Annotated in this window: 13 protein-coding genes and 2 tRNA genes; 9 read left to right on the forward strand and 6 right to left on the reverse strand. The window is 46.5% G+C overall.

Annotated elements, in window-relative coordinates; all coding sequences use genetic code 11:
* Positions 1–140 precede the first annotated feature (140 nt).
* Complete coding sequence (locus tag M2137_RS04330) at positions 141–1,949, reverse strand: helix-turn-helix domain-containing protein (protein WP_280765233.1); 1,809 nt, start codon at positions 1,947–1,949, stop codon at positions 141–143.
* A gap of 130 nt (positions 1,950–2,079) precedes the next feature.
* Here M2137_RS04330 and M2137_RS04335 point away from each other — a divergent pair.
* From M2137_RS04335 to M2137_RS04345, 3 genes are all read left to right on the forward strand, one after another.
* A tRNA-Arg gene (locus M2137_RS04335) sits at positions 2,080–2,153 on the forward strand.
* 36 nt (positions 2,154–2,189) lie between these two features.
* Positions 2,190–2,263 (forward strand) — tRNA-Arg (locus M2137_RS04340).
* A gap of 88 nt (positions 2,264–2,351) precedes the next feature.
* A complete protein-coding gene (locus M2137_RS04345) occupies positions 2,352–3,965 on the forward strand; it encodes a phosphomethylpyrimidine synthase ThiC (RefSeq protein WP_280765234.1) in 1,614 nt (537 codons plus the stop codon).
* On the opposite strand, the gene M2137_RS04350 is transcribed toward M2137_RS04345, so the two are convergent.
* The 3 genes from M2137_RS04350 to M2137_RS04360 all read right to left on the reverse strand — a co-directional run bounded on the left by M2137_RS04350 (position 3,949) and on the right by M2137_RS04360 (position 6,701).
* Positions 3,949–4,800 carry a patatin family protein gene (locus tag M2137_RS04350; RefSeq protein ID WP_280765235.1) on the reverse strand — a complete coding sequence of 284 codons (852 nt, stop codon included), beginning with the start codon at positions 4,798–4,800 and terminating at the stop codon, positions 3,949–3,951. The genes M2137_RS04345 and M2137_RS04350 overlap by 17 nt on opposite strands.
* 345 nt (positions 4,801–5,145) lie before the next feature.
* Entirely contained in the window at positions 5,146–6,030 is an 885-nt protein-coding gene (locus M2137_RS04355; RefSeq protein WP_280765236.1) for a HAMP domain-containing sensor histidine kinase, read from the reverse strand.
* On the reverse strand, positions 6,027–6,701 hold the full coding sequence (locus tag M2137_RS04360) for a response regulator transcription factor (RefSeq protein ID WP_280765237.1): 675 nt from the start codon (positions 6,699–6,701) through the stop codon (positions 6,027–6,029). The genes M2137_RS04355 and M2137_RS04360 overlap by 4 nt, the downstream gene beginning before the upstream one ends.
* Positions 6,702–6,861: 160 nt before the next feature.
* On the opposite strand from M2137_RS04360, the gene M2137_RS04365 reads away from it, so the two are divergent.
* The 4 genes from M2137_RS04365 (at position 6,862) to M2137_RS04380 (ending at position 11,516) form a co-directional block, all read left to right on the forward strand.
* Positions 6,862–7,794, forward strand: coding sequence for a DUF362 domain-containing protein (locus M2137_RS04365; RefSeq protein ID WP_280765238.1), 933 nt, complete (start codon positions 6,862–6,864; stop codon positions 7,792–7,794).
* Complete coding sequence (locus M2137_RS04370) at positions 7,794–9,371, forward strand: 4Fe-4S binding protein (RefSeq protein WP_280765239.1); 1,578 nt, start codon at positions 7,794–7,796, stop codon at positions 9,369–9,371. The genes M2137_RS04365 and M2137_RS04370 overlap by 1 nt, the downstream gene beginning before the upstream one ends.
* A 142-nt stretch (positions 9,372–9,513) precedes the next feature.
* Entirely contained in the window at positions 9,514–9,927 is a 414-nt protein-coding gene (locus tag M2137_RS04375; RefSeq protein ID WP_280765240.1) for a PaaI family thioesterase, read from the forward strand.
* A gap of 20 nt (positions 9,928–9,947) precedes the next feature.
* Positions 9,948–11,516 (forward strand): serine hydrolase, encoded by a 1,569-nt coding sequence (locus M2137_RS04380; protein ID WP_280765241.1) that lies wholly within the window; start codon positions 9,948–9,950, stop codon positions 11,514–11,516.
* 61 nt (positions 11,517–11,577) lie between these two features.
* Here M2137_RS04380 and mdh read toward each other — a convergent pair whose 3' ends face one another.
* Both mdh and M2137_RS04390 read right to left on the reverse strand, forming a co-directional pair.
* Positions 11,578–12,519, reverse strand: coding sequence for a malate dehydrogenase (gene mdh, locus M2137_RS04385; protein WP_280765242.1), 942 nt, complete (start codon positions 12,517–12,519; stop codon positions 11,578–11,580).
* A 552-nt stretch (positions 12,520–13,071) separates the two neighbouring features.
* A complete protein-coding gene (locus M2137_RS04390; protein ID WP_280765243.1) occupies positions 13,072–13,476 on the reverse strand; it encodes a DUF6249 domain-containing protein in 405 nt (134 codons plus the stop codon).
* A gap of 162 nt (positions 13,477–13,638) precedes the next feature.
* On the opposite strand from M2137_RS04390, the gene M2137_RS04395 reads away from it, so the two are divergent.
* Positions 13,639–14,202 (forward strand): RNA polymerase sigma factor, encoded by a 564-nt coding sequence (locus M2137_RS04395; protein ID WP_280750654.1) that lies wholly within the window; start codon positions 13,639–13,641, stop codon positions 14,200–14,202.
* Positions 14,199–14,555 (forward strand): hypothetical protein, encoded by a 357-nt coding sequence (locus M2137_RS04400; RefSeq protein ID WP_280765244.1) that lies wholly within the window; start codon positions 14,199–14,201, stop codon positions 14,553–14,555. The genes M2137_RS04395 and M2137_RS04400 overlap by 4 nt, the downstream gene beginning before the upstream one ends.
* Positions 14,556–14,562: the final 7 nt, after the last annotated feature.

Genomic DNA, 14,562 nt, shown 5'->3' on the forward strand with positions numbered 1-14,562 from the left:
GTAATTTCCGAAGGACTTTGCGCGCAAAAAAGCAGGAGTATTTTTGCAAACTCCCGGGAGAAACACTTTTTAACGTATGGAATTGTAAGCAAAACGGCCGTTTTGCTTACAATCGCTATTTTAACATTTCGGGGTTTTTCTTACACCGCCTGCCCGACGAAGGACTTTTCGGTCATCATTTCGCGTATTTCGGTCGGGGTTAAGCCGTATTTCTTCCGGAAGAGACGGTAGAATGTGCTCTTAGTGGAGAAACCGGAGTAGAGGAATATCTCTTCGATCGTCTGATTCTTATTGTTCATCAATAGGTCTTTGGCGTGTATCAACCGCAAATTGTTGATATAGTCGTTGAATGTCAGGCCGGTCTCTTCCTGTATGGCATCGCAGAGATACTGGCGGTTGGTGCCGACTTGCAGGGCTAAGTGTTCACGGGTCAGGTCTGCTTCCAGGTAGCGCTGTGTCTCCAGCAGGTATTTTTGCGCCTGCAAGAACAGATGGGATTTGCTGCCATCAGCTGTTTTTCCGGCGTCGGCCAGCGATTCGGAGAGCTTCAGGGATAACTCTTCCGCCTCTTTTCGCTGTTCGTTCTGCCATTGCAGCTGTTCGAATAGCTTTTGGTTTTTCTCTTTCAACCGTTTAGCGTTGTATCGTACATAGAGAAGGATCAGTATAAGAAGGATCACCAATAGTGTCAAAGCGGAGATAATAATACCCAATATCTGAGCATGCAGGCGGCTCTTCTCTGCTTCGGCTTCCAGGGTATAGACCTGATGGATCGTACGCAATTCGCTAATCTGGCGGGTCAGGGCGTCGGTAGACAATGAATCGGTCGCCTCTTTGGTCTGCTTAGCCAGCTTATAGGCCTCATCGTAGCGATTCATATCGGCCAGTAATTCAGCTTTTTGATCCTGCAAACTCAAATATTCCGTAATAGAATTTTCTTTGAAAAAGGAGAGTGCCTCGTCAAGATGATGTATGGCCAGTGGATATTGTGCGGTTGCCTGATAATAGGAGGCGTAAGCCATATTTAGCTCCTGAATATAGATTTCGTTCATTTCGTATTGCAAATAGGTTTCCGCCTGATCGAGTGCCTCTTTAGCCTGCTTTAGATCGCCTTTTTTGACATAATTCCGGGCATAATAGCCGTTCAACCTCATTTTATAATCTTCCATAAACATAGACTCATGCGGCGTTCCTTGCTTGTTTTGCTCAAACAGATCGATAGCCCGCCATAGTTCATAGCAATGGGATAGGGATGTCGTATAATGCCCCAAATCATAGGTGACGCTTATCAGATAGAAAAGATAATCCATCCGATAGAACTGACGTTCGGGGAAATATTGCGACAACAGGCTGTATCCTTTTTCCCAGGCACTTCTTGCCTCCTGCTTTCGGTTAGCATAGAAATAGGCAAGCCCCATATTTTCATAAGCGCTAATTTCTCCTTCCCGGCTATCCAATTCCATGGCATAATCAAGCATGCTCTCCGCATACTCCAACGCCAAGGCATAACTGCCTTTAGAGAGGTATTCGCTTATGATGAAACACTCCGCTTCAAAATAATAATCATACGACTTATGTTCTAAGAAAAAAGCTTTAAATGCATTTGTCCTATCCAGGAAGCTATCGATCAGGCAGCTTTTCCCTGCATAATGAGCTACCATATTGATGTAAGCATTATGAAGCTCGGCGATGTTTCCATACTTCAGTGCATCTTGTTCCAACCGGCTCAGGTAAAAGAAACATTCATCCGTTCCTATCGTCAGTTGTGCCAGGTCGAGCCAACAATACATTCTCAGGGTAGGATTCTGTAGCGTGTCGATCCGTTGCAATAGACTGTCTTTTCGGGCGGCAAACGAATTGTTGCCATAAGCCAAAGAGGAAGAGGCAAATAAAAGAAAAAGAGAGATAAGCAGTATAGGCTTATTCAGGCGACACTTTGTAGTTTTCATAAGATAAGTCCAAATAGATTGTGCCTCACAAATTTATTTCTTTTACATACGCGAACCAAACAAAAAGAAAAAAATATTTGCCTGTTTAAAGAAAACTACTACCTTTGCACTCGCATTCTGAAAGAATAATGGCCGCGTAGCTCAACTGAATAGAGTAGCTGACTACGGATCAGCCGGTTACAGGTTTGAATCCTGTCGCGGTCACTATCAGAAACAGATTGCAAAAACACATCATGGAATGGCCGCGTAGCTCAACTGAATAGAGTAGCTGACTACGGATCAGCCGGTTACAGGTTTGAATCCTGTCGCGGTCACACCTTCAGAAAGCGTTGGAAGATATTCTTCCGACGCTTTTATTTATGGGGAGTTTTGTTTATGTTTACAGTCTAATGCTAAAAGAGAATGACAACAAATAAGAGTATTCGCGTCTCCTTTCCTGCTTCCGAAAAGATCTATGTAAACGGATCGATTAACAAGGTACGGGTAGGTATGCGACGCATTACACTTGACGACACGGGAGCGACCGACACAGAAGGCCGTGTATCTTACAAACCCAATACGCCACTTATCGTATACGATACCTCCGGTGCCTACTCCGATCCGAAAAATACTTCTCTTTTACAGACAGGGCTTCCGCGCATTCGCGAAGAATGGAGCAAACGCCGGAAGGATATTGTTTCCATTACTTCTCCGGATTCAGGCAAACATGAATCGGCAAACAAACCGTTGTTTCCGATAATCATCCCTTCCTACAAGGCGAAAGAGGGGAAACACATCACACAACTTTCGTATGCCAAACGGCGCATTATCACACCCGAAATGGAGTATGTTGCCATCCGGGAGAGCCAGCATGTCGAGGCGTTAGGGCTGAAATCCTATATCACGCCTGATTTTGTTCGCAAAGAGATCGCTGCCGGGCGTGCCGTGATTCCGGCAAACATCAACCACCCTGAGCTCGAACCGATGATTATTGGTAATAAGTTCTTAGTAAAAGTCAATGTACCTTTCTATTCACCTTCCGTCTCATCGGGCATCGAAGAGGAACTGGAGAAGATGATCCGGAATTGCAAATGGGGAGCCGACTCGTTTCTTGACCTCTCAAAATCAGGTGATATCCCGACAGCACAAAACTGGTATCTTCGAAACGCTCCGGTACCGATCGGGAGTATTCCACTTTACGAGGCGTTGCAACAGGCAGGCAATGAGGTAGCGGCGCTCAACTGGGATATCTACCGAAACACCTTGATCGAACAGGTCGAAAGAGGCATTGACTTTGTCATGATACATGCGGCATTATTGCAATCACACATAGACAAAACCATTCCGCGGTTGACCGGCATTGATTCACCGGCAGGCCTATTTATGGCGGAATGGATACGCCGTCATCAAAAAGAGAACTTCCTATACACACATTTTGAAGAGATATGCGATATCCTTCGCCAATATGATGTCACACTTGTGATTGGCAACAGCCTGGGAGCCGGTTCCATCTATGATGCCGGAGACAGCGCCTACTATGCGGAACTGAAAATAAAAGGAAAACTAACCGATATCGCCCGGGAGAACCTGGTGCAGACCATGATTGAAGGGCCTGGCTGCCTACCGATGAATAAGATTGGGGACGATATGAAGGAACAACAATATGCCTGTCGTCAGGCGCCTTATTTCATGCAAGGACCAGTAACCACCGACATCAGCTACGGCTATGACCACATTGCCTCCGCCATTGGCGCCGCCCAGATAGCTTCATTCGGTGCTTCCCTGATCGGTTGCGTCCTGCCAAGCCAGAGCGACCATTCCTCGATCAGCAAAGAGGAATACAGAACAGCTATTCATACGCATAAGATTGCCGCCCATGCGGCCGATGTAGCCAAAGGACATCCCGGAGCACAGGCACGCGACAACGCCCTGAGCAAAGCGCGCATCGAACAGCGCCATAAAGACTTTTGCCACCTGGCCATCGACCCGGAGAAGGCACTTCTTCTTTATAAAAATAAAATTAAAGGGAAAGAGTAGTCGAAAGGAACGCTTTTTCGGCTGCAGCATAACCCTCTTCATACAACGCCTGCAGCTTCTGCACATCACGTTCGGTACGTCCTGCCTCCAATGGCCTCTCGGGAGCTATCACAAGGGCTCTTCCCGCTGCTTCTTCTTGATCCACAAAATCCAGGAGTTCGTTGTAACGACGGTAGCGAGTGCGCAATTGTTCGCGCAGAGCCGGGTATTTCCGGTAGATAAAACCCGGCAGTTTGAAGTCTTTCTCTGCCTTGCGGTAGCCTCTGTTGCGGGTAAGCACTACGACATTCTTCGTATATCCCTCTTCGATCGAGCGGCGGATCGGAATCGCATCACAGACACCTCCATCGACCATCGGAACGCCATCCACCTGCTTCACGGGACAGATCACCGGAATACTGCACGAAGCACAACAGATATCGACCAGGCGATCGCGATCCTCTCGCTCTTCAAAATACTCAGCACGACCCGTCAGGCAGTTGCTAGTGACCATCACAAAGCGGCCGGGTGAACGAAAACAAGTATCATAATCCAACGGATAATAGAGATCAGGGTATTCATAAAAGAGGAAATCCATATCGATATAGCCTCTTCCTTTCAGGAAATAGGACAGGCCGATGTAGTTGCGCTTCTCTAATAGATCGATATTACTGAAGCGGGAACGTCCCCGTTGGCGCGAAGCATACGAAATGCCGTTGCTGGCTCCTGCCGAAACACCGATCGTATACGGGAACCAGATCTCCCGATCCATCAGCCAATCCAATACGCCGGCCGTAAAAGTCGCACGCATGCCTCCACCTTCCAATACCAATCCTGTTTTATTATCTATGACCATATCACTTTTGTTTCGTTTGTATACAAAAAAACCATTGCTCGATTCACATCGAACAATGGCCACAAAAATATAATAAATCAGCGATAAATAAGGGTCAAATATATTTCTTGTTTTTACATATAACGCCTCTTTCTCCAAAAACCAGACTTACCAATTGGTCAAAAAAATAACCGCAGGTCTAACTTATTTCTTTCATTAAACCTGTTTTATTAGTAATCTAATAAGTAATATGAAAACCAGAGGTCTTGAAATTCAGTGAACGGTTATACGTAAAATTACTTTTTCTCATTTATTATCCCTTTTAAAACACCTATATAACTACTAAGGCATCGAAAATGTTCGGTGTCATGGGAAAATTATTTTCACCCGCGTCCCTTTCCCCAACTCGGAATAGACCGATATCTTCGCCCCATAGGTTTGCAACACCCTAAGTGACAAGGCCAACCCCACGCCATAGCCGGCAAACCCACGTGTATTGCTTGCCCGGAAAAAAGGTTGAAAAATCTGCCCCAACTCATCCGGAGGGATGCCTATACCATAATCTTCTATCTCCAATTCGTTCACGCGAAGCCTTACTTCGACCGGTTGAGTGTCGGAATATTTCAGTGCATTACTCAGAATATTTTCGATAGCGATCTTCAAAAGATGCGGGTTTGCCTTCACACTGTAAGCAAAGCTATCGGGCGAGAAACGCACTCTCCCGCCTACAAACGACATCATAAACTCTGCTATCTGGATCGATTCCGTAAAACTCTGCAGTATCTCATCATGCCCCCGGGAAAGGAAAAGCAATTGTTTCATCAGGTGGATAATGCGCTTTGTCTCGTGTAGTATCCGGCTTATAGCCGCCTGATACTCTTCTGGGGTACGCTCTTTCAATAAGGTAATCTCACACTCTCCCTGAATAGCCGTCAACGGATTATTCAGTTCATGGGAGGCATTGCGCACAAAAGCCTTCTCGCTCTGAAAGGCCGTATCGATACGCTCTATCATCCGAGCCGTATAACGGCGACTGACCAGATAAACAAGCAGGGAGCTAATCACAACAAAACCAACCAGCATAATGGCCACATAGCAAAGCAACGAAGGGATAAGAGACGATTCTGCTTCCGATCCGGCTCCCTTCGGCAGCAGGAAACAGGCCATAACAAAAGACAAAAGGGCTAACAGCGCGATGCTGCCGCCTATAATACCCGTATACGTAAGTGCGATTTTCTTTTCTGTTGTCATAGTTCCAGTCTGTATCCTACGCCTGATACCGTATGGATCAGCTTGTTCCGAAAGCCTTTATCCACCTTCCCACGCAAATAATTCACATACACATCCACCACATTCATATTCCTGTCGGGCTCTTTGTCCCATACTTCCCGGATAAGCGCTTCGCGACTGACAGCCTCTCCGGCATGCATGATCAGATACTCCAACAGGCGATACTCACGCACTGTCAGATCGATCGATTGCCCGTCACGGATAGCCCGCCGCGTCTCTCTGTTGAGGGAAAGGCCGGCATAGGCCAACGGAAGGGAAACATCGACACCCGTCCGTCGCAACATCGCATTCACCCGAGCCACCAGTACCTGAAAGCTAAAGGGTTTCACCAGGTAATCATCCGCCCCGGCATCCAGACCGTTCACTATATCTTCTGTCGTTCCCAACGCGGTCAGCATAATCACCGGCGTCTGAAAACCATACGCCTTTCGGTATTGCCTGCACAACTCAATACCAGTCATGCCCGGCATAATGATATCAAAGATAAGTAATTGATAAGTCTCTTTCCGAAGCAGTTCCCAACCGGAAAGACCATTATTGGCAACGGTAACGGTATGTCCGAACTCCTGTAAACCCCGTTCTATGAAAGAGGAGATATTTATTTCATCTTCAACCAATAATATACTTGCCATACCGATTCAAAAACAAATTTACGTGAAAGGAGCTATCTGATTCCATAATAAATGTTTAAACCATGTCAAACTTACACTATTTTACAGACATTCACTATATTTGCTAAAGAAAATATCCTCACGAAGTTATCCATAAATACATAAAGAAGTACAAACAAAGATGAAAAGACGTGATTTTATTAAGTCCAGCGTAGTGGCTGGCGCAGCCCTTTCCCTGAATTTCGAAGGCCTCCAGGCAGCACTAACTTCCAACACTATGGACGTACAAGCAGCGCCCGATATGGTCGCTATTATGGGAGGCGAACCGGAAGCCATGTTAGATAAGGCATTAGAAGCTTTAGGTGGCATAAAGAATTTCGTAAAAAACGGAGACAAAATCGTTATAAAGCCGAATATCGGTTGGGATCGTTCACCCGAGATGGCAGGAAATACGAATCCGGATCTGATCAAAGCATTGGTAAAAAGATGTCTGGATGCCGGAGCTTCTAAGGTGACCGTATTCGATCATACCTGCGATAACTGGCAGAAATGCTACGACAATAGCGGTATTGCCGCTGCTGCCCGTGAAGCCGGTGCTATTGTCATGCCAGGGAACGAAGAACGTTATTTTAAAGAGGTAGCGCTTCCGAAAGGCGTTAAACTGAAAAGCGCGAAGATACACGAATCTTTAATCGAATGTGATGCCTGGTTTAATGTTCCCATTCTGAAGAACCACGGGGGAGCTAAGTTCAGTTGCGCCATGAAGAATATGATGGGTATTGTATGGGATCGCCGCTTCTTCCACCAGAACGACCTCCACCAGTGTATTGCCGACATCTGCACCTGGGATAAGAAACCCGCACTGCATATTGTGGATGCCTACCGCATGATGCATCAGAACGGACCGCAGGGCAAGACATTAGCCGACGTGGCCACCCTTAAATCCCTGATCGCTTCTACAGATATTGTGGCTATCGACACAGCCGCGCTCGGCATGTTCAACCAGGTAAAGAAACTCGATATGGAAGCGATCAGCCACCTGAAATTCGGTGAAGAGCTCAAGCTCGGAACAACCGATCTGAAAAAGAAAAACATTCAACGTATTCGTTTATAATGAAACGACCTAATTACTTGAAAGGATTGCGGGTGACACTGGCAATCCTTCTTTTCGTGCCCATACTTCTCTATTTTTTAGACATCCGTTATGAGCTACCGGCGTGGTTCAAGGTGTTTCCGCACATTCAGATTCTTCCGGCTATCCTGGCAGGGACAGCGCTTATTATCCTGTTGCAACTCGCATTGGTACTCCTGTTCGGACGAATCTATTGCTCAACTATATGTCCTGCGGGAATCCTCCAGGATATTATCAACCGCATCTATTGTATCGGGAAAAAGAAAAAGAAAGGATCGCAACGGTTCAAGTATCATAAGGCTAACAACATCCTGCGATACGGACTGACCGGTATTATCTTTATACTTTTATTTCTCGGTTTTGCCGAACTGACATTGCTTTTCGATCCGTATAGCAATTTCGGTCGCATCACAGCCAATATCTTCCGCCCTGTTGCTGTGTGGGTCAACAACCTGTTGGCATCCGGCTTGGCGCGCTTCGACAATTATACGCTTTACCACATCTCCATCAGTACCGTGACGACATTCAGCCTAATCGCTGCCTTGGTGGCGTTGATCCTCTTCGTCGTACTGGCCTCCTGGCGGGGACGCATCTTCTGTAACACCCTTTGCCCGGTCGGTGGACTATTGAGTCTTTTCTCACGTTTTTCTTTATTCAATGTTCATATCAACGAAGAAAAATGTATCAGCTGTGGTCTTTGTGAAAAGAGTTGCAAGGCGGAAGCCATCGACACGAAGAATCTGACGGTCGACAATTCCCGCTGTGTGGATTGCTTCAACTGCATCTCCTCCTGCAAAAAGGATAGTATCAGCTACAGTTTTAATCCTCCCTGGTCGGGTAAGAAAGAGAAAACGACGGAGAAAACAGTAGAGGCAGTAAGCGAAACGGCTGCCCCCACGACAAACACCCGTCGCCATTTCCTGGCTACCAGCGCAACAGTTGCCGCCACCCTGCCTATTGCCTCCGCCTGGGCGCAAAAACAACAAAAGAGCGACCGCCCCAACCCGATCACCCCGCCGGGATCGATCAGCTTGGAGCGCTTCAAAGATAAATGTACCGGATGCCACCTTTGTGTCGTGCAATGCCCGAGCCATGTGCTTCGGCCGGCCGGTCTGGAGTTTGGTTTAGGTTATATGTTGAAGCCGCATATGGCGTATATCGACAGCTATTGCAATTACGAATGCACCATTTGTGCCGATGTTTGCCCCAACCATGCGATCCATCTCGACTCCAAAGAAGAAAAGCTAACGACGCAGGTCGGTATCGCGGAGTTCTTCCTCAATCGTTGTATTGTGGAGACAGAGAACACCGACTGTGGCGCCTGTTCCGAACACTGCCCGACACAGGCCGTGCATATGGAACGCTACAAAGAGGGATCCACCCTCACCGTTCCGGTGGTTGAGCCACATCTCTGTATTGGTTGCGGTGGTTGCGAATCGATCTGTCCGGTACGTCCCAACAGAGCCATTATCGTAAAAGCCAACCCCATCCACCAGCAGGTAGAAAAACCGGCAGAGGAAGAAATCAAAGAATTCGAGATCGACGACTTCGGTTTCTAAGCCAAGATGGGGAGAAACCACCCCAAAAACTCAAGAATTTCCAAATCACAAGTGTAAGCAAAAGAGAGCTTTTTCGAACGAATCAGCTCTCTTTTGCTTACATTTTGCCTTTTTCCTATCTTTGCATAAATTACTATATAATATGGATCCAAAAACAGAAGAACGGCTACGGGAACGGGTAGCCAGAAACCCTTATGTAAACTTTCTGGGCATTGAGTTTACTAAAATAGAAGAGGGTATTGTAGAGGCTCGTATGCCATTGACCGACGAGCAAAAACAATACAGTGGCGTAAGCCATGGCGGCGTACTGGCAGCGTTGGCGGATACCATCGCCGGGTTTGCAGCCTATACGATGACCCCACTCGATAAAGATGTGTTGACGGCAGAGATGAAAATATCCTTTCTTCGCGCCGCTTGGGGAAAAGAATTGACTGCAAAAGGCTATGTAATCAAGCCGGGACGGAATATTCATTTCAGCGAATGCGACATCTACTGCGACGACAAACAGGTCGCCAAAGCATCCGGCACCTTCTGTGTTGTCCGACCACAGGTTTAAATAATAATAAACATATTGCTATGATACGTAAGAGAACCGCTTCGTTTTTGCTTTTGTCAGTCATTGTCCTATCGATTATATCTTGTTCCAAGCCTCAACGCATTGTGCGTTATGGCGATATGCTTCCCCGCAGCAATCCGGAAAATCAGGGCGTTGCCACCGAAGGCATTCTCCGTTTCCTGGAAGAAATCGAAAGCCAGGGGATCGAATTGCATAGCTTTATGATGTTGCGCCACGGCAAGGTCATTGCCGAATGCTGGTGGTATCCCTATAAAGCAGGCATAAACCATGCGATGCACTCGGCCAGCAAAACGTTTACCTCCACCGCTATCGGCTTTGCCGTAAAGGAAAAACGGCTGAAGGTAACTGACAAAGTCATCTCCTTCTTCCCGGACGACCTGCCGGAAGAGCCGTCGCCTTTCCTGCAGGAAATGACGGTGAAAGACCTATTGACCATGTCGACAGGGCAAGACCGGGCACCTTCCTATACGATGGAGGATGAAAACTGGCCGCGTCTGTTTCTGGCTGCTCCTGTGGTGTATGAGCCGGGAACGCGTTTTCTTTACAATTCCGCAGCGAGTCATATGCTTTCCGCGATTATCACAAAGCTAACCGGCGAATCGACCTTCGAGTACCTGAAGCCACGCCTGTTCGATCCGTTAGGAATAAGCGACATCCAATGGGAAACCGACCCACAAGGGCTGACAGTCGGCGGAGGTGGAATGCGTATCAAAACGGTAGATATGGCAAAATTAGGACAGTTCTACCTGAACAGAGGCGTATGGGAAGGCAAACGATTGCTCCCTGCTTCCTGGATAGAAGATGCCTCGTCGCCACATATCTTCCAATATCCCGACCGGATGCCTGCCGAAAATGCCGGAAACGAAGGAGCGCAAGGCTATGGTTACCAAGTTTGGATGTGCTCGCCGGAGAATGCCTATCGCGCAGATGGGGCCAATGGGCAATTGATTCTTATCCTGCCGAATCAGGATGCTGTCATTACATTGACCGCGCGAACCACAGAGGCATCCCGGGTGATGCAGTTGGTTTGGAAATACCTGTTGCCTGTTATGTTCGACAGAATACTACCGTCCGACGAAGCGGCCTGGGAGGATAAGACATCGCTGTTATCGGGTCTCAGCCTGAAACGTCCCTATCTTACACCGGAAGACACACCGCTTCTGACGGATACCCTGTTGGATTTTAAGATGAACCCGAATGAACAGGGGATAGAAAAGATGAGCTTTCGCTTCAACGAGCGAGCCGAGTGTCTTTTAACGATCGAAGAAAAAGGCAAAAGTTATACCTTGTCCTTCGGAGAAGACAACTGGCTGACCGGAGAAACCGACCGTCCCGGCCCCTATTACCTCAACCCGCGCCGCAATCCGGCCGGAATGGCTCCCTTTACGGTATCGGGTTATGCCGCCTGGACGGAGAAGAATCGATTGATGCTTCGCCTCAATTACCTGACGGATATCCAGTATGAAGACTTTGCCTGCCGCTTTAACGGGAAACAATTCACGGCAGAATGGACTAACAGCCAATACCCCAACGCCTCCCCAATCATCCTGACCGGGGAGATGGAATAAAACAGAAAAGGGGTTGTTCATGGCGAACAACCCCTTTCTTTTTTCTTACTTAAATGGCCTCTTACAATACGTTGATCTCTTTCAATACGGCATTGGTTTTGCGAACCGCTTCCGCACTCTTAACAAAGAGCTCTTTTTCTTCTGCATTCAGGTCAAGCTCAACGATCTTTTCGATACCATTCTTTCCTAAGATCACCGGAACACCGATACAAATATCGTTTTCACCATATTCACCTTCGAGGGCAACAGAACAAGGAATCATCTTCTTCTGGTTGTGAATGATCGATTCAGCTACCAACGCTCCGGCTGCACCCGGTGCATACCAAGCGGAAGTACCCAACAAACCGGTCAGTGTAGCACCACCTACCATAGTCGCTTTCGCTACTTCTTCCAGTTTTTCTGCACTCAACAGCTGGCTTACAGGAATTCCTTTATAAGTAGCCAGACGGGTCAATGGAATCATTGTTGTATCTCCGTGTCCGCCGATTACCATGCCTTCTACTTCGTTTGCATTGCAACCCAAAGCCTGAGACAGATAATACTTGAAGCGAGAACCATCCAAAGCACCACCCATACCGATGATACGGTTCTTAGGCAAACCTAATGATTTCAGGGCAAGATAGGTCATTGTGTCCATCGGATTAGAGATAACCACGAGGATCGCATCCGGTGAATATTTCAGGGCGTTTTCAGCTACACTCTTTACGATACCGGCATTCACACCGATCAATTCTTCGCGGGTCATACCCGGTTTACGCGGAATACCTGAAGTAATGATGATGACATCAGAACCGGCTGTTTTCGCATAATCATTGGTGCAACCAACAACCGTCGTGTCAAAACCCAACAATTGAGCGGTTTGCATCATATCCATTGCTTTTCCTTCGGAAACGCCTTCCTTCACATCCAACATGATCACTTCATCTGCCACCTCATTGAAGGCAAGAACATTCGCGCAGGTTGCGCCCACATTACCGGCGCCTACAACTGTTACCTTAGACATAATTAATACGTTTTATTTGTTTTACATTAGACAATATCCATCACTTAAAAACCACGCAAAGTTACGATGTATAAACGAATAAAGAAATTTTTCCATATTTTATTTTGTCGGGTTGTATTAAATAACGCTAAATATCCAAAGCCTTTTTGCCCTCCCCTTCGGCATATCCTAATGCCCTCTTTTTCATAGAAGTCATAGAAGAATGAAATCGGGTATAGCTTATGCCCCGGCAAGCTATACCCGATTATCATTTTGATAGCAAAACAGCCTTTTCGCTTTACAATATGATATGTTAAAAATGAATAATCACTTAGCCGGAGGCGTAACGCAAATGCTTCTCCCGAAAGTTTGTCTTCAAACACCCCACTATAATGTAAACAAACGTTAATTTGACTATTTCCGACGAAACCCCTAATTTACGATTTGTAATTTCGGCGGGACTTTGCGCGCAAAAAAGCGGGAGTTTGAAGACAAACTCCCGGGAGAAACACTTTTTAACGTATGGGATTGTAAGCAAAACGGGCGTTTTGCTTACAATCCGCATTTTAACATTTACTCCTTATCCTTCTTATTGATCTTTATTTCGATAATAAAAGCAATCAACAGACCGATGCCACCGAATAACAGAACAGATGCGCCATAGAGAACAGAAGCAATCTCGCGTCTGTACCATTCGTTGCCTTCGATGATATCAGCAAGTCCAATATGCAGAAAAAAAGCGACCAATAGCCCTAAACCTATTCCGGCCATTAGAAATCCAACCTTTAAGGCGCTAAAAGAGAATCGATTGAAACTGGGCATCGTTAGTTTCCCGTCGAAGGCGATTGAGCTGATCTTTTCGCTCATTTTCTCGATAATAGCCAAGCGTTCTTTTTTGCGAACAAACAGATCAAAAAGCCCGTAAACCCCGGCAATGCATATTCCCACAACAAGGGGAATAGAAATAAAATCCATCATAATCGTATTGTTTTAAAATGAATACTACAATTTGTTTGCCTATTTGACGCACCTCTTTGTGGCAGGTTACACTTTACGCAAAAAATAAAATCATTCTTGTTTTTTTATTTTTATCTTTAGAGGGTGTAACCTATAAGTTCGGTTTGCGTCCATACAATACAAATGGAGTTGTATAGCGACATATATTACGTGCAGCGAATACAGGAGGGTGATATTTCCTGTTTCGCCTGTTTAATCGACCGATATAGTCAGCAGGTACACACATTGATTGCCCGGGTGGTGACCAGCCGGGAAGATGCGGAGGAACTGACGCAGGATGTCTTTATGAAGGTCTACCGTCACCTTTCTTCTTTTCAGGGGAAAAGCAGCTTTTCGACCTGGCTCTACCGCATTGCTTATAATGCGGCCATTTCGGAAGCGCGGAAAAAGAAGCAGGAGTTCCTGGCGATTGATGAGACACAGATCGAGAATGTATCGGAAGAAGAGATCGAATCCCGCTTGGGGCATACGGATCATTCCGAGCAGATTGCACTGTTGGAAAAGGCGTTGACGCAATTATCGCCCGACGACCGGTTTATCATCCTCCTGTTTTATATGGAAAGTAAATCGATCGAGGAGGTGTCGGCCATTACCGGGCTGACGGAATCAAATGTAAAAACAAAACTGCATCGCATCCGCAAGCGGCTGTATGCGTTATTAATGAAAGAAAAGGAGAAACAACTATGAACCGATATGAAGAAAAGGATTTTTTAGGCAATATCTTCCGGCAACTACCCGGCGAATCGCTCCCGGAAGATTTCCGTATGCATATGATGTGGAAGATCGAAGCCGAAGCGGCACGAATCCGCAAACGCAACGAGCGGTTGGGGCTATTGGCGGTGATTTTTGCCTCACTGGCTATCATCACATTGGCCGTCTTTGCCATTATCTACCTGGAGATACCGAAAATAACAATTTCGGTTTCGGCACTTTCCTCTTTGCCTTTTTATTTCTATATTGGCGGCTTGGTACTGCTTTTGCTTGGCGGCGACTACATCATGCGCAAGCGCTACCGGCAAAAGCATAAAGAGAATTTATAAATGATAA

The organism is Parabacteroides sp. PFB2-10 (assembly GCF_029893085.1).
Classification (GTDB): Bacteria; Bacteroidota; Bacteroidia; order Bacteroidales; family Tannerellaceae; genus QVMG01.